General features: G+C 56.1%; 18 protein-coding genes and 4 tRNA genes. 13 read left to right on the top strand and 9 right to left on the bottom strand.

Annotated elements, in window-relative coordinates; genetic code table 11:
* Positions 1-64: 64 nt before the first annotated feature.
* From nagE to srlA, 9 genes are all read right to left on the bottom strand, one after another.
* The gene (gene nagE / locus C1N69_RS17790; protein WP_095441283.1) at positions 65-1,555 is read right to left on the bottom strand and encodes an N-acetylglucosamine-specific PTS transporter subunit IIBC; all 1,491 of its coding nucleotides are present in this window, start codon (positions 1,553-1,555) and stop codon (positions 65-67) included.
* Positions 1,556-1,772: 217 nt separating this feature from the next.
* Entirely contained in the window at positions 1,773-1,931 is a 159-nt protein-coding gene (locus tag C1N69_RS22815) for a hypothetical protein (RefSeq protein WP_164881264.1), read from the bottom strand.
* Positions 1,932-2,167: 236 nt separating this feature from the next.
* A complete protein-coding gene (gene gutQ / locus C1N69_RS17785; RefSeq protein ID WP_155031628.1) occupies positions 2,168-3,133 on the bottom strand; it encodes an arabinose-5-phosphate isomerase GutQ in 966 nt (321 codons plus the stop codon).
* The gene (srlR, locus tag C1N69_RS17780; protein ID WP_059386982.1) at positions 3,126-3,899 is read right to left on the bottom strand and encodes a glucitol operon DNA-binding transcriptional repressor SrlR; all 774 of its coding nucleotides are present in this window, start codon (positions 3,897-3,899) and stop codon (positions 3,126-3,128) included. Before srlR ends, gutQ begins: the two co-directional genes overlap by 8 nt.
* 63 nt (positions 3,900-3,962) lie before the next feature.
* Positions 3,963-4,322, bottom strand: a complete 360-nt coding sequence (gutM, locus tag C1N69_RS17775) for a transcriptional regulator GutM (RefSeq protein WP_045286053.1) — start codon at positions 4,320-4,322, stop codon at positions 3,963-3,965.
* Positions 4,323-4,389: 67 nt separating this feature from the next.
* Positions 4,390-5,169, bottom strand: coding sequence for a sorbitol-6-phosphate dehydrogenase (srlD, locus tag C1N69_RS17770; RefSeq protein ID WP_047959322.1), 780 nt, complete (start codon positions 5,167-5,169; stop codon positions 4,390-4,392).
* A gap of 14 nt (positions 5,170-5,183) precedes the next feature.
* Complete coding sequence (srlB, locus tag C1N69_RS17765) at positions 5,184-5,546, bottom strand: PTS glucitol/sorbitol transporter subunit IIA (protein WP_024907705.1); 363 nt, start codon at positions 5,544-5,546, stop codon at positions 5,184-5,186.
* A gap of 12 nt (positions 5,547-5,558) precedes the next feature.
* Complete coding sequence (gene srlE, locus C1N69_RS17760; RefSeq protein WP_059386981.1) at positions 5,559-6,518, bottom strand: PTS glucitol/sorbitol transporter subunit IIB; 960 nt, start codon at positions 6,516-6,518, stop codon at positions 5,559-5,561.
* Positions 6,515-7,078, bottom strand: a complete 564-nt coding sequence (srlA, locus tag C1N69_RS17755) for a PTS glucitol/sorbitol transporter subunit IIC (RefSeq protein ID WP_025757117.1) — start codon at positions 7,076-7,078, stop codon at positions 6,515-6,517. Before srlA ends, srlE begins: the two co-directional genes overlap by 4 nt.
* Positions 7,079-7,328: 250 nt before the next feature.
* Between srlA and mltB the strand changes: the two genes are divergently transcribed.
* From mltB to C1N69_RS17690, 13 genes are all read left to right on the top strand, one after another.
* Positions 7,329-8,429 (top strand): lytic murein transglycosylase B, encoded by a 1,101-nt coding sequence (mltB, locus tag C1N69_RS17750; RefSeq protein ID WP_025757118.1) that lies wholly within the window; start codon positions 7,329-7,331, stop codon positions 8,427-8,429.
* A gap of 313 nt (positions 8,430-8,742) precedes the next feature.
* The gene (locus C1N69_RS17745) at positions 8,743-9,396 is read left to right on the top strand and encodes a metal ABC transporter ATP-binding protein (RefSeq protein ID WP_047959319.1); all 654 of its coding nucleotides are present in this window, start codon (positions 8,743-8,745) and stop codon (positions 9,394-9,396) included.
* Positions 9,393-10,253, top strand: a complete 861-nt coding sequence (locus tag C1N69_RS17740; RefSeq protein ID WP_155031627.1) for a metal ABC transporter permease — start codon at positions 9,393-9,395, stop codon at positions 10,251-10,253. Before C1N69_RS17745 ends, C1N69_RS17740 begins: the two co-directional genes overlap by 4 nt.
* Positions 10,254-10,267: 14 nt before the next feature.
* Positions 10,268-11,146 carry a metal ABC transporter substrate-binding protein gene (locus C1N69_RS17735; protein ID WP_155031943.1) on the top strand — a complete coding sequence of 293 codons (879 nt, stop codon included), beginning with the start codon at positions 10,268-10,270 and terminating at the stop codon, positions 11,144-11,146.
* Positions 11,147-11,275: 129 nt separating this feature from the next.
* Entirely contained in the window at positions 11,276-11,773 is a 498-nt protein-coding gene (gene pncC / locus C1N69_RS17730) for a nicotinamide-nucleotide amidase (RefSeq protein WP_155031626.1), read from the top strand.
* 89 nt (positions 11,774-11,862) lie between these two features.
* Positions 11,863-12,921: a recombinase RecA gene (gene recA, locus C1N69_RS17725; RefSeq protein WP_025757123.1), complete on the top strand. Its 1,059-nt coding sequence runs from the start codon at positions 11,863-11,865 to the stop codon at positions 12,919-12,921.
* Positions 12,922-12,989: 68 nt separating this feature from the next.
* Positions 12,990-13,490 carry a recombination regulator RecX gene (gene recX / locus C1N69_RS17720; protein WP_155031625.1) on the top strand — a complete coding sequence of 167 codons (501 nt, stop codon included), beginning with the start codon at positions 12,990-12,992 and terminating at the stop codon, positions 13,488-13,490.
* A gap of 131 nt (positions 13,491-13,621) precedes the next feature.
* On the top strand, positions 13,622-16,249 hold the full coding sequence (alaS, locus tag C1N69_RS17715) for an alanine--tRNA ligase (RefSeq protein ID WP_045286060.1): 2,628 nt from the start codon (positions 13,622-13,624) through the stop codon (positions 16,247-16,249).
* A 241-nt stretch (positions 16,250-16,490) separates the two neighbouring features.
* Positions 16,491-16,676 carry a carbon storage regulator CsrA gene (gene csrA / locus C1N69_RS17710; RefSeq protein WP_000906486.1) on the top strand — a complete coding sequence of 62 codons (186 nt, stop codon included), beginning with the start codon at positions 16,491-16,493 and terminating at the stop codon, positions 16,674-16,676.
* 342 nt (positions 16,677-17,018) lie between these two features.
* A tRNA-Ser gene (locus C1N69_RS17705) sits at positions 17,019-17,111 on the top strand.
* 4 nt (positions 17,112-17,115) lie between these two features.
* A tRNA-Arg gene (locus tag C1N69_RS17700) sits at positions 17,116-17,192 on the top strand.
* A 64-nt stretch (positions 17,193-17,256) separates the two neighbouring features.
* Positions 17,257-17,333: transfer RNA gene (locus C1N69_RS17695), tRNA-Arg, on the top strand.
* A gap of 29 nt (positions 17,334-17,362) precedes the next feature.
* Positions 17,363-17,439: transfer RNA gene (locus C1N69_RS17690), tRNA-Arg, on the top strand.
* The last annotated feature ends 130 nt before the right edge of the window (positions 17,440-17,569 follow it).

The following is a 17,569-nucleotide window of genomic DNA, read 5'->3' as shown; positions in this document are numbered from 1 at the left end:
GATAGATGAAGTGTTCCGGTTTTATTCCCTCTCCTGTGTGGAGAGGGAACAGGAACGCTCAGCGTCAGGCTTCTGTCTGTGCCCGAATCTTCAGAGCAATGCTTTCAGCCTGAGGGCCGAGTATGACCTGCGCATTCTGGGTACCCATTTTCAGAATACCTTTGGCACCCAGCGCTTTCAGCGCCGGTTCATCCAGCACGCTGTTATCCACCAGCGTCAGGCGTAAGCGGGTAATGCAGGCGTCGACACTCTTCAGGTTTTCTTTACCACCCAACGCCACGATGTACCGGGCAATGGCCTCGCTTTGATCGTCAGACCCACCCGTGATGGTGTCCTCCTCCTCGCGTCCCGGCGTTTTCAGCTTAAAGACGCGGATCGCGAAGGTGAACACCACAAAATAGATCGCGAAGAACAGCACAATCAGCGGGATTAAGATCCACGGCTTCGTGGCAAGTCCCCAGTTAAGCACAAAGTCGATCAACCCGGCTGAGAAACCAAAGCCATGCAGCACGCCGAGGCTGTTGGCGACCACCATGCTGACACCCGCAAGGACTGCATGCAGGGCATACAGGGCCGGTGCGAGGAACAGGAAGGAGAACTCAATCGGTTCAGTGATGCCGGTCAGGAAAGCCGTCAGCGCCACAGAGAGCAGCATCCCGCCTACGGCTGAACGGCGGGCTTTCGGCGCGGCAAAATACATCGCCAGCGCAGCACCCGGCAGACCGCCCATAAAGATCGGATATGCCCAGGCCATGTAAACGCCGGCATGCGGGTCACCTGCGAAGAAGCGGTTAAGGTCGCCACGGGTCAGGTCGGTGGCAATCTGGGTGACAGAGGACCCCTCGATGCCCGGTACGGCACCGCCGACCACCAGACCTTTCACCACATCCGGTGCGAGACAGATGTTATGTACCGCACTCGCGGCGTCATAGGTGACCTTCAGACAGTCGCCGAGGCTAAACCAGAAGACGGAGTGCAGAATGTAGTGCAGGCCAAACGGAATCAACGCGCGGTTGAGCACCCCATAGATAAACCAGCCCGGTTCGCCGCTGCGGGAAACGAGCAGGCTGAAGGTATCAATCCCGTGCTGCACGGAAGGCCAGACGTAGCCGCACACCCAGGCGATGAACAGGCAGATAAGCCCGGTCACGATCGGGACCAGCCGCTTGCCCGCAAAGAAGGCGAGGAAGTCCGGCAGTTTGGTATTCGAGAAGCGGTTATAGCAGTGGCCTGCGACCACGCCAGCAATAATCCCTGCGAAAAAGGACATGTTAATGGATGCGTTAATGACCGCCGTGGCTTTGGTCAGCACCAGGAAGCCGACGGCACCGGCAAGGGCGGCCGCGCCCGCGTTGTCTTTAGCCAGACCAATGGCGATGCCAAGGGCAAAAAGTAGCGGTAAGCTGTCGAAAATACCGCCCCCCGCACTGGCAATAAAGGGAATATTAAAAACATCGGGCTGACCGAGACGTAATAAGATCGCCGCCACAGGCAGCGTGGCGATGGGCAACATCAGGGCTTTACCCAGACGCTGTAAATAACTAAATGCATTCATGAGAGTGGGTTCCAGTAAAACTTAATTCACACCGAAAAATAACAGTTTTTATTTTAATGCGGAAGCAGAATGGATGAAATTGTGATGCAGCATAAATTAATTTAATTATATTTGTTCAGTTAATTTATATTTAAATAAACAATGATGAATTGAATTATTTGTTCCGCTTTTTGCCGGGTTGCGCTGGGCATACCCGGCCTGTAAGCTTTGGGCGCACTCATTTTTTAGGGGCGCTCACGGGCATCATCAGTTCGCGCAGACGCTCAATGCGCGCCTCCGGGCTCAGGTAGAGCCAGCGAAACAATATATGCTCTGATTTTTTAACCTGCTTAAAATAGGTTGAAAGATAGTGTAGTTCTTTAGTGAAAGTCGCCATGGGAGGTCTCCGGCTGAGTAATTAATAATCAGACTAAGCCGGAATCAGGGAATAAAACAGGTTGATGTTTTACACCTGTTCCGCATTTAAACCGTTATGGACAGAATAAATAAGGGATTAATAATGATTTACCTAATATGTATTTACTTCATGAATAAAATGCGTAAAAGAAAGCGGGCTCCTGAGATGGACGTCGCCAGCCGACACCGGCTGGCGAAGCGCCTCGGACTGAAGCGTTAGATGATCCCGGCCTGGTAGAAATCCTGCAGGTTGATGGCGCCGCACAGTTTGCCGGCGTCATCCACCACCGGCGCGGCGGTGATTTTGCGTTTCATCAGGCTCTCTTTGGCCTCAATAGCGCGGCTCTCAGCGTTCAGCGTTAGCCCGCCCTGGGTCATCGCTTCTGACACCTGCGATTCCAGCTTGCCGCCACCCACCAGCCAGCGCCTAAGGTCGCCGTCGGTAAAGACGCCCTTCACAAAGTCCTCGTTGTCACACACCGCCACCAGGCCCAGGCCGGTGCGGCTGAGTTCCAGCATCGCGTCCATGACGCTGGTATCGAGCTTAACCTGCGGAATGGCATCGTCGGTGCGCATCAGATGGTGCACTTTATTGAGCAGTCGTGCGCCGAGCGCGCCCGCCGGATGCGAACGGGCAAAATCTTCTTCGTTAAAGCCGCGCGCCTGCATTACCGCCATGGCCAGCGCGTCGCCCATCATCAGCGTGTTAACGGTGCTGGAGGTGGGGGCGAGATGCATCGGACAGGCTTCGCGCTCCACGGAAATATCCAGCGTCGCTTTGGCGGCCAGCGCCAGTGGCGAGCGGGATTTTCCGGTCATCGCCAGCAGAGCGACCGCCTTTTCCTGCAGGCGCGGAATGATGAGATCCAGCTCTTTGGCTGAACCGGAGTAGGAGATAAACAGCATCACGTCGCGGCTTTCGATCATCCCCAGATCGCCGTGCAGCGCTTCTGCCGGATGCACGAAGAACGCCGGTGTCCCGGTGCTGGCCAGGGTCGCGGCAATTTTCTTGCCGATATGGCCGGATTTACCGATCCCGGAGACAATCACCTTTCCTTCGCACTGGATAATGGTGTTGGCCGCGCGCACAAACTCCTCGCCCAGACGCTCCGGCAGGCGGCTGGCTTCCTGCAGTTCCAGCATCAGGGTCTGGCGGCCTGCGTTTAACAGAAAATCACTCATCTTTCTCTCCGGTTACGATCACGTCGATGCCTTTCTCTTCCAGCGCTTTTTTGAACGCCGGGTCGATACCTGCGTCGGTAATCAGTTTGTCGACGCTTTCCAGGCTGCACACAATGTTGGGGCTTTTACGGCCAAACTTCGACGAGTCCGCCATTAAAATCACTTCCCGCGCTGCGTTGCACATCGCTTTGCTGACGTTGAACACCTCGTTAAAGGTGGTGACGCCCGCGTTCAGGTCGATGCCGTCGGTCCCCATAAACAGTTTATCGAAGCTGAAGTGGTCGAAGGCGTTCTCGGCCAGTTGCCCGTGAAACGACGCGGATTTTTTACGGAAGGTGCCACCGGGCATCAGGATGGTCTGCTCGCTGTCAAACTCTGACAGGGCGTTGACGATGTGCAGACTGTTAGTCATCACGGTGATGTTATTAAAGCGGCTGAGCAGGGGGATCATCTGCAGCACGGTGCTGCCGGCGTCGAGGATAATGGAGTCGCCATCGTGGATAAATTTCACCGCCGCTTCGGCAATCAGCGCCTTCTGGTGGGTGTTGATCAGCGTTTTGTGATCGATGGGCGGGTCGGCTTCGTCTTTATTGAGCACCACGCCGCCGTAGGTTCGAATGACGGCGCCAGAATTTTCGAGCAATACCAGGTCTTTGCGTATTGTCGTGCCGGTGGTGTCAAAGTAGTGGGCCAGATCGTCTACCGAGCATTTTCCCTGCTTTTGCAGATACTCGAGAATGGCCGCCTGCCGCTGACGAGGTTTCATAGGCGCTTCGTTCCTTAGGTTGCGAAATGATAATTTCGCAAGGCTATAGCTTTCACAACGAAATTATCCATGTTTCAGATTAAGCGCTAATGATAGTGCATTCTGACAGAGTGGATCATGGGGAAAGATCACATCAGGCCGCAATTCCTGCAACGAAATGCCGTTGATTGCCTGGATTTTCACCGGCCGCGCGAAGACGGTCATCCCGCGCATGATCAGGGAATCGCAGACGTTATTGTTTTCATCCAGCGCAACCGCGACGACGACCCGCGGTTTGAAACGTCCGCCGGACCGCCCGACGCCCACGCGACCTTTCTGGCACAGGGCGTCAAACGCGCGGTTAAACTGGTGGATTTGCCAGCCGCCAAACGCCATCTGGCAGATCCAGGCGAGGGCGGCGACGGTAATGAGTGCGGTGACCATATCGGCTCCTTGTTGTATTCCCTCTCCCTGTGGGAGAGGGTTAGGGTGAGGGCTTCCGCCCGCTCGATCAGAACATCACCTGTCCGCCGGTGACGTTAATAGACTGCCCGGTGCAGTACGAGGCTTTCGGGCTGGCGTAAAACAGCAGCATGTTCAGCACGTCCTGATAATCGCACCCGCGCTTCAGCGGCACTTTATCGATGTAATACTGCTCCACCTCTTCCTCTTTGATGCCAAGCTTGGTGGCGTACTGCGGCAGCAGGGACTGGAACATCGGCGATTTAAGCAGGTTGCCCAGCATCAGTGAGTGAACGGTGATCCCGTATTCGGCCAGATCCAGCGCCAGGGACTGCGTCAGCCCCACGCCGCCAAACTTCGCCGCGCTGTAGCCGGAGTTGTGCTTGCTGCCCACTTTCCCTGATTTTGAGTTGATCTGAATGATGCGCCCCTGAATGCCGTCGCGGATCATCAGACGGGAAAACTCGCGGGCGCAGAGGAAATAGCCCACCAGATTGACCTGCAGCGAGCGGTCAAAATCCCCCAGTTCGAAATCGCTGATAAACGCGGCTTTTGCGATTCCCGCGCTGTAGACCAGCAGGTCGGTACGACCAAAAATTTCATCCACGCCGCGGGCCAGCGCCATCACGCTCTGCTCGCTGGTGGCGTCGGCACCAAAGCCGTACGCCATTCCTTCGCCAAACTCGGTATTGATGCTATCCGCCACGCGGGCGGCTTTTTCACTCTGAATGTCCACTACCGCCACGCGGTAACCTTCTGCGGCAAGCCCACGGCAGAGGAACTCGCCTAAGGTTTGTCCCCCACCAATGACAACGGCAACCTGACTCATGTCTATCTCCTTAATTACGCAACAAATTTTAACGTGCAGCCTGGGGTGACAGCCTGCGGAACCGGACCATCGACGTGAACCGTGCCGGGATATTCCGCCTGCGGCTGACCATCAAAGCGCAGGGTGATGTGGCCCAGCTCGCGCAGGTTTTGCTCAGCCACGTCGCCGACGGCGGTCACGGCATAGCGCGCCTCGCCCAGCTCCAGCTGGCTACCGGCCTTCAGCTCGCCCTTCAGCTCGCCGTGGCAGTGAATAAAACAAAACTCTTCGATATCCGCAGGCGCGCCTTCGCGGAAGGTGATCAGCATCTGGTCGCTTAATGCATCGGCTGCGCTCTGGCCGATGCGGGTAATGGTGGTCTGGTAAATCACGGTCATTGCAAAAACCTCTTATTGATAAATAAAGCCAGAGACAAACCAGGCAATCAGCACCGTCGGAGCGCCCGTCAGGAAGCGGCTGACCAGCACGGACGGCACGCCCACGCGCACGGTGTCCTGGCGCGCTTCGGCCAGCGACAGCCCAACGGGGATGAAGTCGCACGCCGCCTGAGCGTTAATGGCAAACAGGGCGGGCAGGGCGAGGTGCGGGGGAATATTGCCCAGGCCAATCTGCACGCCAATCAGCACGCCGATGACCTGGGCAATCACCGCGCCCGGGCCGAGGAACGGCGACAGCAGCGGGAAGGAGCAGATCAGCGCCAGCGTGACCAGCCCGAGCGGATGGCTGGCGAGCGGGGCAAGGCCGTGGGCAATCCAGTCACCCAGACCAGACGCCATGATGATGCCGATCAGCGCCGAGACGAATGCCATAAACGGCAGGATGGTTTTCAGCACCGTGTCGATGGTGTCGCGCCCGGACTGGAACAGCACCGCCACGGCGGACCCCATGCCCATCCCGACCTTTGCCAGCAGGCCATCGCTCTGCTCGGTGATCTTCTTGCTGGTGTCGTAATCGCGCGGGGCCGCTTTTTGCGGCGCGGGAGTGCCATTCACCAGAGTGATGTTGTCCTCCTTCACACCCGACACATAAATGTCTTCAAGGATGTACTGCGCCAGTGGGCCTGATTTTCCGGTGGAGTGAATGTTCACCGTTGGAATGCGACGCTTCGGATAGATGCCGCAGCGCAGCGTGCCGCCGCAGTCGATCACCGCCACGCCGATTTCCGCTTCCGGCGGTTCGCCCTCTTTGAAGCCATCGACCGCTTCCCAGCCGGTCAGTTCATGCAGCTTGTCGACGATCGCCGGGCGCGTGCCCGCGGTGATGTAGACGATTTTTTTGCCTTCGGTGGCGTCGAACTCCAGCGGGCCGCCCCAGCCGCCTGTGCCTTTCTCAATGCGGATCCGGTTCATGCTGTGGCTCCTGAAAGCTGGACTTTCTGTTCAAGCTGGATGCCCATTTTTTTCTCGAAAATGGCGGTGGTGAGGTCCGTCACCCAGCCGCGGAAGAAGTTGGTCACCAGACCAACCAGCAGATAGCTCACCGCCAGCGGGCCGAGCGGCAGGCCAAGGGTGGTGAGACCGCTGGCGATCCCGAGATAAACAAAAAGCTCGCCGGGGTTGATGTGCGGGAACAGGCCGTTCATGGAATGGCAGCTGTAGGAAGCGGCAGCGTAATAACTCGGCTTGTACTTTTCTGGCATAAAGCGACCGAGGCTTAAGGTCATCGGGTTGCAGAACACGAAAGTGCCGATGAAAGGTAACACCAGGTAGCGGGACAGCGGGTTCCCGGCGCAGCGCTGGGCGAAACGTTCAATGCGCTGCTGGCCGATAAAGTTTATCAGCGCGTTCATGATCACCAGCAGGCTGATCAGCAGGGGCAGGATCCCGGTCACCATGCCGGTGAACACTTCTCCGCCTTTCTGAAACAGCCCGATGAACCACTCGGCGCCGTGGGTGATGGTTTCTATCATTCTTCTCTCCTCTGGGTTTTTGTTTTTGTATTACCGCGACTAATAATAATCACTTTGAAAGGTTTTAAAGTGTTAATCAGATCTCACAATGAAAGAAAAATGGATTATTTTGAAAGTTAATCGATGAGGGGAGGGATTTTCGGTGGAAAAAAGGGCGGATTTGCGTGGGGGAGGTGTGTACTGCTTCCTTGAGGTGTTGCGGATGCTTTACCATACTGGGTTCTTATCGAACCCGTTAAATGGATGTCTCATGTTCAAGCGTCGTTATGCAGCGCTGTTGCCTGCGCTTATTCTGCTGTCTGCCTGTAGTAGCAAACCTAAGACCGAAGCCGTTCAGCAAACGGCGGGCGCGCCTTCCGGAGGATTCCTGCTGGAGCCGCAGCACAATATGATGCAGATGGGCGGCGACTTCGCGAACAACCCGGCGGCCGAGCAGTTCATCGATAAAATGGTGAGCAAACACGGCTTTGACAGACAGCAGCTGCACGAAATTTTGTCGCAGGCCAAGCGTCTGGACTACGTGCTGCGCCTGATGGACAGGCAGGCGCCGACGGCCCAGGTGCCGAGCGGGCCAAACGGTGCGTGGCTGCGCTATCGCAAACAGTTTATTACCCCGGACAACGTGCAAAACGGCGTGGTGTTCTGGAATCAGTATGAAGATGCGCTCAACCGCGCCTGGCAGGTGTACGGCGTACCGCCTGAAATCATCGTCGGGATTATCGGCGTGGAAACCCGCTGGGGTCGCGTGATGGGGAAAACACGCATTCTGGATGCGCTGGCGACGCTCTCCTTTAACTATCCGCGCCGTGCGGAGTATTTCTCTTCCGAGCTGGAAACCTTCCTGCTGATGGCGCGTAACGAACAGGACGACCCGCTCGAACTGAAAGGATCGTTTGCCGGTGCGATGGGCTACGGCCAGTTTATGCCGTCCTCCTATAAACAGTATGCCGTCGACTTTAACGGGGATGGTCATATCAACCTGTGGGATCCGGTAGATGCCATCGGCAGCGTGGCGAATTACTTCAAAGCGCATGGCTGGACGCCGGGTGGTCAGGTTGCCGTACAGGCAAACGGCGAGGCGTTTGGTCTGGAAAACGGCTTCAAAACCAAATACAGCGTCGCACAGCTGGCGGCGGCGGGCTTAACGCCAACGCAGCCGCTGGGCAATGTTGATCAGGTGAGTCTGCTGCGCCTGGATGTGGGAACGGGCTATCAGTACTGGTACGGCATGCCGAACTTCTACACCATTACCCGTTATAACCACAGCACCCATTATGCGATGGCCGTATGGCAGCTGGGTCTGGCGGTATCGCAGGCCCGCGTGCCGGCAGCGTCGCCGTTTAGTCAGTAGATCGTTCTGACGGGTAGGCCGGGTAAGGCAACGCCGCTACCCGGCATGGTTGCGCGCACGGTGGGACCTGATGCCCTCACCCTGACCCTCTCCCACGGGAGAGGGGCATTTTGCAGAAACATTTCGCCACACTCCCGTTTCAAACGCGCCATTTACATCTCAGTTACCTTTGATTATTGTTATGTTATAACATTAATTGTGGTATCGAGATGTCAACGTCCCTTTTTTCTCTCTCTGCGCCCGTTCGGCTTTTGCTGGCGCTGGTGCTTGTTCTCTTTATCGGCCTGGCTGTGCGCTGGGCGGTGGCATTGCCATGATTGTGATGGATGAACTGATTGCGGGTTATGATCGTATACCCGTCACGCGTGCGCTCTCCGGCTTGATTGAGCGGGGAAGCATGACCGCCATTATCGGCGCTAACGGCTGCGGGAAATCCACGCTGCTGAAAACGCTCGCCGGGTTTATTCCCCCCGTAAACGGCAGCTTCCGCTGGCAGGGAAAGCGCCCGGTCATTGGCTGGCTGGCGCAGCGTCACGCGCTGGAGGCGCAATTTCCCGTGACCGTACAGGATGTCGTCAGCATGGGCTGCTGGCCGGGTATTTCGCTATTTTCCGCTCTCCGTCGGGAAAAACGCTTGCGTATTGCCCGCGCGCTGGAACGCGTGGGGCTCGAATCCATGGCGTTATCCACTATCGATGAGCTCTCCGGCGGTCAGTTTCAGCGCATGCTGTTTGCCCGCATCCTGGTACAGCAGGCACCGCTGGTGATGCTCGATGAGCCCTTTACCGGGGTCGATGAAGCCACCTGCAATGTACTGATGGATCTGATGCTGGAGATGTATATGCAGGGTCAAACGCTGCTTGCGGTACTGCACGACAGCGAGCGCGTGTCGCGCCACTTCCCGCAGACGTTAAGGCTGGACGCTGACATTCCCCAATGGAAGACCGAGCGGGTGAGGGTGGCATGATCTGGCATCTTTTTTTTCAGCCGTTTATCGAGTACGGCTTTATGCGTCGCGCGCTGGTGGTTTGTCTGGCGCTTTCTGTCAGTACCACCGCGCTCGGCGTGTTTCTGCAGCTGCGCCGGATGAGCCTGATGGGCGATGCCCTTTCACACGCCATATTGCCCGGCGTTGCCGTGGGCTATCTGCTGAACGGCATGTCACTGCTGGCAATGAGTATCGGCGGATTTATTGCCGGGATTGCCGTCGCGCTGGTGGCCGGGCTGGTCAGCCGTCGTACGCCGCTTAAAGAGGATGCCAGCTTTGCCGGGTTCTATCTTGGCTCGCTGGCACTGGGCGTGACGTTGGTATCGCTGCGAGGCTCGAATGTCGATCTGCTGCACCTGCTGTTTGGCTCCATTCTGGCGGTGGATAACGACGCTGCGCTGTTTGTGGCAGGCGTTTGCATGTTCACGCTGCTGGCGCTGGCGGTTTTCTATCGCGGGCTGGTGTCCGAGGCGTTTGATACCGCCTGGCTGCAGGTGAACGCCCGCTGGCTGCCAGGCCTGCTGCACGGACTGTTTCTGGCACTGCTGGTGCTTAACCTGGTGGCCGGATTTCAGGTGCTTGGCACGCTGATGGCTGTCGGGCTGATGATGCTGCCGGCGGTGGCGGCGCGCTGCTGGGTGCGCACGTTGCCAGGGCTACTCCTGATGGCGGGCATTAGCGGCATTTTTTGCGCGTGGCTGGGGCTAAGCCTCTCCTGGGCGGTGAGTCTGCCCGCCGGGCCGTCCATCGTGCTGACGGCCAGCGCACTGTTCCTGGTTTCTGTCTTATTTGGTACGCGAAGCAGGCTCGCGGGCAGCCTGCGTACGCTTTTTTAACGCAAGGGGAAATGATGAAACGTACAGGACTAATGGTGGCGCTCGCGCTGGGGATGATGTCGCAGGGGGTGATGGCGAAAACCCTGAATGTAGTCGCCAGCCTTTCGATACTGGGGGATATCACGCAGGAGGTGGGCGGCGATCGGGTGAATGTGACCACGCTGGTTGGGCCGGACGGCGATCCGCATACCTTCGAACCCTCACCGAAAGACAGCGCGGCGCTGAGCAAGGCGGATGTGGTGGTGGTGAACGGTCTGGGTCTGGAGGGCTGGATTGACCGTCTGGTGAAGGCCTCCGGATTTAAGGGCCAACTGGTGGTGGCGTCAGCAGGTGTCAAAACACACACCCTGGAAGAAGAGGGCAAAACCGTGACCGATCCGCATGCGTGGAACAGCGCGGCGAATGGCGCACTGTATGCGCAAAATATTCTGAACGGGCTGGTAAACGCCGATCCGCAAGACAAAGCCGCGCTGGAAGCGTCCGGAAAAAGGTATATCGCGCAGCTTAACCAGCTGGACAGCTGGGCCAAAGCGCAGTTCAGCCAGATCCCACAGGCGAAGCGTAAGGTGCTGACCAGCCACGACGCTTTTGGCTATTTTGGCCGCGCCTACGGCGTGACGTTTATGGCACCGCAGGGGCTCTCTTCTGAGAGTGAAGCGAGCGCGGCGCAGGTTGCGGAAATTATCAACCAGATCAAAGCCGACGGGGTTAAGACCTGGTTTATGGAAAACCAGCTTGACCCGCGGCTGGTGAAGCAGATTGCATCGGCGACAGGGGCACAGCCGGGGGGCGAACTTTACCCGGAAGCGCTGTCCTCCAAAGGCGGCGTGGCGGATACCTACGTTAAGGCGTTTCGCCACAATGTGAATATCCTCGCCAACAGCATGAAATAATCTTTCGCTTGCCGGTGCGCCCGCACCGGCTATTTTCTGAAGCCCCCTCGTAAAACCGGAAGTGCATCCCCATATCTGACGAGAAAGTGCTATCTTGTGCAGCACGTTTTTCTGATGCCTGGAGCGAGAATGACTGACCATGAATTGATGCAGCTGAGCGAGATAGTGGGCCTGGCGCTTAAGCAACGTGGGGCGACCGTCACCACCGCTGAGTCCTGTACGGGCGGCTGGGTTGCCAAAGCGATTACCGATATTGCCGGCAGTTCCGCCTGGTTTGAACGTGGCTTTGTGACCTACAGTAACGAAGCAAAAGCACAGATGATTGGCGTGCGGGAATCCACCCTTGAACAGCATGGCGCGGTCAGCGAACCAGTGGTGATCGAGATGGCCATTGGCGCGCTCAAAGAAGCACGGGCCGATTACGCAATCTCCATTAGCGGCATCGCGGGTCCGGACGGCGGCAGTGACGTGAAGCCTGTCGGCACCGTTTGGTTTGGGTTTGCCAGCAGCAAAGGCGAAGGGATCACCCGCCGGGAGTGCTTTAGCGGCGATCGCGAAAGCGTGCGTCGTCAGGCCACCGTTTATGCGTTAAAAACGCTCTGGCAACAATTTCTACAAAATACTTGATACTGTATGACCATACAGTATAATTGCACCAACAGAACAGAAATCCACGGTGAAGCACAGTCGCTTCTCCCGGCATGACAGGAGTAATAATGGCTATCGACGAAAACAAACAGAAAGCGTTGGCGGCAGCACTGGGCCAGATCGAAAAGCAATTCGGTAAAGGCTCCATCATGCGCCTGGGTGAAGACCGTACCATGGATGTGGAAACGATCTCCACCGGTTCGCTTTCTCTGGATATCGCGCTGGGCGCGGGCGGCCTGCCAATGGGCCGTATCGTAGAAATCTACGGGCCAGAATCCTCCGGTAAAACCACCCTGACGCTGCAGGTCATTGCCGCCGCTCAGCGCGAAGGTAAAACCTGTGCGTTCATCGATGCCGAGCACGCGCTGGATCCGGTTTATGCACGTAAGCTGGGCGTGGATATCGACAACCTGCTCTGTTCTCAGCCGGACACCGGTGAACAGGCGCTGGAAATTTGTGACGCGCTGGCGCGCTCCGGTGCGGTTGACGTTATCGTGGTCGACTCCGTGGCAGCACTGACGCCAAAAGCGGAAATCGAAGGCGAAATCGGCGACTCTCATATGGGCCTCGCGGCACGTATGATGAGCCAGGCGATGCGTAAGCTGGCCGGTAACCTGAAGCAGTCCAATACGCTGCTGATCTTCATCAACCAGATCCGTATGAAAATTGGTGTGATGTTCGGTAACCCGGAAACCACCACCGGTGGTAACGCCCTGAAATTCTACGCCTCTGTCCGTCTGGATATCCGCCGTATCGGTGCGGTGAAAGAGGGCGAGAACGTGGTCGGGAGCGAAACCCGCGTGAAGGTTGTGAAGAACAAAATTGCAGCGCCGTTCAAACAGGCTGAATTCCAGATCCTCTACGGCGAAGGGATTAACTTCTTCGGCGAGCTGGTTGACTTGGGTGTGAAAGAGAAGCTGATCGAAAAAGCGGGTGCCTGGTACAGCTACAACGGTGACAAAATTGGTCAGGGTAAAGCGAATGCGATCGCCTGGCTGAAAGAGAACCCGGCTGCGGCGAAAGAGATTGAGAAGAAAGTGCGTGAGCTTCTGCTGAATAATCAGGATGCTACTCCAGACTTCGCGGTAGATAGCGCGGATGCTGAAGAAACCAACGAAGACTTTTAATTTTTTCGTTTAACAATGAAGGGCTGCTGATGCGGCCCTTTTTGCATTTCTGAATCAGCAGGTTTTTTATGAGTGAACCGACGACCCGCCGACCCGCATATACACGCTTACTGGACCGTGCGGTACGCATTCTTGCTGTCCGTGACCACAGTGAACAGGAGCTGCGCCGAAAACTGTCGGCGCCGGTGATGGGTAAAAACGGGCCGGAAGAGATTGATGCCACCGCGGAAGATTATGATCGGGTGATTGCCTGGTGTTACGAGCACCATTATCTGGATGATGATCGTTTCGCTTCCCGGTTTCTCGCCAGCCGAGGCCGCAAAGGATATGGACCGGCGCGCATTCGCCAGGAGCTAAACCAGAAAGGCGTTTCCCGTGAGTCCATTGAAAAAGCGATGCGTGAATGCGACACCGACTGGTGTGCGCTGGCAAAAGAGCAGGCGATCCGCAAGTACGGTGAACCCCTGCCGCACGGATTTTCAGAAAAAGTTAAAATCCAGCGCTTTTTGCTCTACCGCGGCTTCCTGATGGAAGATATTCAGGATATCTGGCGTAATTTTGCCGATTGAACGCATGCGGGATTTTACTTCCCACTAAAGAAAACTTATCTTATTCCCACTTTTTCCAGTAGCTGGCCTGTCCAGGGGTTTACCGATACAGACCTGCTACGACATTTCGTTAGCTTGATTTCAGGATAATTATGAGCAAGAGCACCGCTGAGATCCGTCAGGCGTTTCTCGATTTTTTCCATAGTAAGGGACACCAGGTTGTTGCCAGCAGCTCCCTGGTACCGAACAACGATCCGACTCTGCTGTTTACCAACGCCGGGATGAACCAGTTCAAGGATGTGTTCCTTGGTCTCGACAAGCGTAATTATTCCCGCGCCACAACCTCACAGCGTTGCGTGCGTGCGGGCGGTAAACACAACGACCTGGAAAACGTCGGTTACACCGCGCGTCACCACACGTTCTTCGAAATGCTGGGTAACTTCAGCTTCGGCGACTACTTCAAACACGATGCCATTCAATACGCGTGGGAACTGCTGACCGGTGAAAACTGGTTCAACCTGCCGAAAGAGCGTCTGTGGGTTACCGTCTATGAAACCGATGACGAAGCCTACGAAATCTGGGAAAAAGAAGTCGGGATCCCGCGCGAGCGTATTATTCGCATTGGTGATAACAAAGGCGCGCCATACGCGTCGGACAACTTCTGGCAGATGGGTGATACCGGTCCTTGCGGTCCGTGCACCGAGATCTTCTACGATCACGGCGACCACATTTGGGGCGGGCCTCCTGGCAGCCCGGAAGAAGACGGCGATCGCTACATTGAGATCTGGAACATCGTCTTCATGCAGTTCAACCGTCAGGCCGACGGTACCATGGAGCCGCTGCCGAAGCCTTCCGTTGATACCGGTATGGGCCTGGAGCGTATTGCCGCGGTTCTGCAGCACGTTAACTCCAACTACGAGATTGACCTGTTCAGCACTCTGATCAAAGCCGTTGCGGACGTCACCGGCGCGACCGATCTGAACAACAAATCGCTGCGCGTTATCGCCGACCATATCCGTTCCTGTGCGTTCCTGATCGCCGACGGTGTTATCCCGTCGAATGAAAACCGTGGCTACGTGCTGCGTCGTATCATTCGTCGCGCCATCCGTCACGGCAACATGCTGGGCGCGAAGGACACCTTCTTCTATAAACTCGTTGGGCCACTGATTGGCGTGATGGGTGCTGCCGGTGATGAGCTGAAACGCCAGCAGGCACAGGTAGAGCAGGTTCTGAAAACCGAAGAAGAGCAGTTTGCGCGTACACTGGAGCGCGGTCTGGCGCTGCTGGACGACGAGCTGGCGAAACTGAAAGGCGACACGCTGGATGGCGAAACCGCTTTCCGTCTGTACGACACCTATGGCTTCCCGGTTGACCTGACGGCAGATGTTTGCCGCGAGCGCAACATCAAAGTTGACGAAGCGGGCTTCGAAGCGGCGATGGAAGAGCAGCGTCGTCGCGCGCGTGAGTCCAGCGGTTTCGGTGCAGACTACAACGCAATGATCCGCGTTGATAGCGCGTCTGAATTCAAAGGTTACGACGCGCTGGAACTGACCGGTAAAGTGACCGCCCTGTTTGTTGACGGCAAAGCCGTAGACAGCATCAGCGCAGGTCAGGATGCGGTTGTCATTCTGGACAAAACCCCGTTCTATGCGGAATCCGGCGGTCAGGTTGGCGATAAAGGCGAACTGAAAGGCAACGGTTTCAGCTTCAGCGTGAGCGACACCCAGAAATACGGTCAGGCGATTGGTCACCAGGGCAAACTGGTTTCCGGTTCTCTGAAAGTGGGCGAGGGCGTCCAGGCTAACGTTGATGAAGCTCGCCGCGCGCGCATTCGTCTCAACCACTCTGCCACCCACCTGATGCACGCTGCACTGCGCGAGGTGCTGGGTACCCACGTTGCACAAAAAGGTTCTCTGGTTAACGACAAAGTGCTGCGTTTCGACTTCTCGCATTTTGAAGCGATGAAACCGTCTGAAATCCGTGCGGTGGAAGATCTGGTGAACGCGCAGATCCGTCGTAACCTGCCTATCGAAACCCATATCATGGATCTCGAGGCGGCGAAGAAAAAAGGCGCGATGGCGCTGTTTGGTGAGAAATATGACGACCGTGTTCGCGTGTTGAGCATGGGCGACTTCTCTACCGAGCTGTGCGGTGGTACTCACGCCTCCCGCACCGGTGACATTGGCCTGTTCCGCATTGTTTCCGAGTCGGGGACGGCGGCAGGTGTGCGTCGTATTGAAGCGGTGACCGGTGAAGGGGCAATTGCCAGCCTGCATGCGCAGAGCGATCAGCTGCACGACATCGCGCAGCTGCTGAAAGGCGATAGCCAGAACCTGGGCGAGAAAGTGCGCGTTGCACTGGATCGCACGCGTCAGCTGGAAAAAGAGCTGCAGCAGCTGAAAGAGCAGGCTGCGGCGCAGGAGAGTGCAAACCTCTCCAGCAAGGCTGTAGACATTAAGGGCGTTAAACTGCTGGTCAGCGATCTGGCGGGGGTTGAGCCTAAGATGCTGCGTACTATGGTCGACGATCTCAAGAACCAGCTTGGTTCCACCGTTATCGTGCTGGCGACAGTGGCAGAAGGTAAGGTTTCTCTGATTGCGGGCGTCTCTAAGGATGTGACCGACCGCGTAAAAGCAGGGGAGCTGATTGGTATGGTCGCTCAGCAGGTGGGCGGCAAAGGTGGCGGTCGTCCGGACATGGCGCAAGCCGGTGGTACGGATGCGGCGGCACTTCCGCAAGCTTTGGCCAGCGTTGAAAGCTGGGTAAGCGCGAAACTGTAATAACTACAAAGCACAAGCAGACGCCATAGCGGTAACGTTATGGCGTCTTGTTCACTGTGCTATCGATAACGATAAAGTCAGGTTGAGTTTGTGTATATCGGCTAAACTTACGTTTAACAGAATGTGATGCCGTGACTGCTTACACTTTACGTGTTTGTCATCGCTTACTTTTTGGCGTTATATGATGGATAATGCCGGGATACAAGAGACCCGACTCTTTTAATCTTTCAAGGAGCAAAGAATGCTGATTCTGACTCGTCGAGTTGGTGAGACCCTCATGATTGGGGATGAGGTCACCGTGACAGTTTTAGGGGTAAAGGGTAACCAGGTACGTATTGGTGTTAACGCTCCTAAAGAAGTATCTGTCCACCGTGAAGAGATCTACCAGCGTATCCAGGCTGAAAAATCCCAGCAGTCCAGTTACTGATATTGTCGCGTCTCGCTGTCGGGCGAGACGCAACCCTCCTGTCATTTTTCCTGCTCAAAGTTACCGTTTAATTTCAATCGCTCTCTTTTTAACCACTCCGTTACCCTTTACTCGTCTCTGCACTGCCTTTTCTGCCACAGTTTTATGTGAAGATGCCTGCAAAATCCGCTTATAAAACACCCTCTTTGCGGCTTTTACATGCGAATTGCGTGTGATTTGTGCAAACGATAAAAGCTTTTGGAAAATTGTTTGACTTATAAGTCCCAGAAAGTAATATATGCGCCACGCAGCGACGAGAAGCTCTTAACGAGTCACTCGAAGCACTCGAAAGAGGCGTTGTGTGGTGAGGTGGCCGAGAGGCTGAAGGCGCTCCCCTGCTAAGGGAGTATGCGGTCAAAAGCTGCATCCGGGGTTCGAATCCCCGCCTCACCGCCATTTTGCATCCGTAGCTCAGCTGGATAGAGTACTCGGCTACGAACCGAGCGGTCGGAGGTTCGAATCCTCCCGGATGCACCATCTATTACTTCATATTGCTTTAGAAGTGATATGAATATCGAGCAGTACAGTAGTAAATCCCGATGCATCCGTAGCTCAGCTGGATAGAGTACTCGGCTACGAACCGAGCGGTCGGAGGTTCGAATCCTCCCGGATGCACCATTTACTATTTCTGAAAGCAGTACCCTGATGCATCCGTAGCTCAGCTGGATAGAGTACTCGGCTACGAACCGAGCGGTCGGAGGTTCGAATCCTCCCGGATGCACCATATTCTCCGAGATAATAGCCACGCTGTTGTTTCAAGGTCTGCGAGTTAATCGCAAGCACCAGGGAGGATAACGTTGCTTTAGCAACGGCCCGAAGGGCGAGGCGCAGCCGAGTAATCCTCCCGGATGCAC

The sequence above is a fragment of the Enterobacter sichuanensis genome (genome assembly GCF_009036245.1).
Lineage (GTDB): Bacteria > Pseudomonadota > Gammaproteobacteria > Enterobacterales > Enterobacteriaceae > Enterobacter > Enterobacter sichuanensis.
Note: the sequence above shows the minus strand (reverse complement) of the source record. Positions and strands in the feature narration are given on the sequence as shown.

Coding starts and splice junctions, on each gene's coding strand:
- nagE (WP_095441283.1), bottom strand. CDS start 1,555: ATGAATGCATTTAGTTATTTACAGCGTCTGGGTAAAGCCCTGATGTTG.
- C1N69_RS22815 (WP_164881264.1), bottom strand. CDS start 1,931: ATGGCGACTTTCACTAAAGAACTACACTATCTTTCAACCTATTTTAAG.
- gutQ (WP_155031628.1), bottom strand. CDS start 3,133: ATGAGTGATTTTCTGTTAAACGCAGGCCGCCAGACCCTGATGCTGGAA.
- srlR (WP_059386982.1), bottom strand. CDS start 3,899: ATGAAACCTCGTCAGCGGCAGGCGGCCATTCTCGAGTATCTGCAAAAG.
- gutM (WP_045286053.1), bottom strand. CDS start 4,322: ATGGTCACCGCACTCATTACCGTCGCCGCCCTCGCCTGGATCTGCCAG.
- srlD (WP_047959322.1), bottom strand. CDS start 5,169: ATGAGTCAGGTTGCCGTTGTCATTGGTGGGGGACAAACCTTAGGCGAG.
- srlB (WP_024907705.1), bottom strand. CDS start 5,546: ATGACCGTGATTTACCAGACCACCATTACCCGCATCGGCCAGAGCGCA.
- srlE (WP_059386981.1), bottom strand. CDS start 6,518: ATGAACCGGATCCGCATTGAGAAAGGCACAGGCGGCTGGGGCGGCCCG.
- srlA (WP_025757117.1), bottom strand. CDS start 7,078: ATGATAGAAACCATCACCCACGGCGCCGAGTGGTTCATCGGGCTGTTT.
- mltB (WP_025757118.1), top strand. CDS start 7,329: ATGTTCAAGCGTCGTTATGCAGCGCTGTTGCCTGCGCTTATTCTGCTG.
- C1N69_RS17745 (WP_047959319.1), top strand. CDS start 8,743: ATGATTGTGATGGATGAACTGATTGCGGGTTATGATCGTATACCCGTC.
- C1N69_RS17740 (WP_155031627.1), top strand. CDS start 9,393: ATGATCTGGCATCTTTTTTTTCAGCCGTTTATCGAGTACGGCTTTATG.
- C1N69_RS17735 (WP_155031943.1), top strand. CDS start 10,268: ATGAAACGTACAGGACTAATGGTGGCGCTCGCGCTGGGGATGATGTCG.
- pncC (WP_155031626.1), top strand. CDS start 11,276: ATGACTGACCATGAATTGATGCAGCTGAGCGAGATAGTGGGCCTGGCG.
- recA (WP_025757123.1), top strand. CDS start 11,863: ATGGCTATCGACGAAAACAAACAGAAAGCGTTGGCGGCAGCACTGGGC.
- recX (WP_155031625.1), top strand. CDS start 12,990: ATGAGTGAACCGACGACCCGCCGACCCGCATATACACGCTTACTGGAC.
- alaS (WP_045286060.1), top strand. CDS start 13,622: ATGAGCAAGAGCACCGCTGAGATCCGTCAGGCGTTTCTCGATTTTTTC.
- csrA (WP_000906486.1), top strand. CDS start 16,491: ATGCTGATTCTGACTCGTCGAGTTGGTGAGACCCTCATGATTGGGGAT.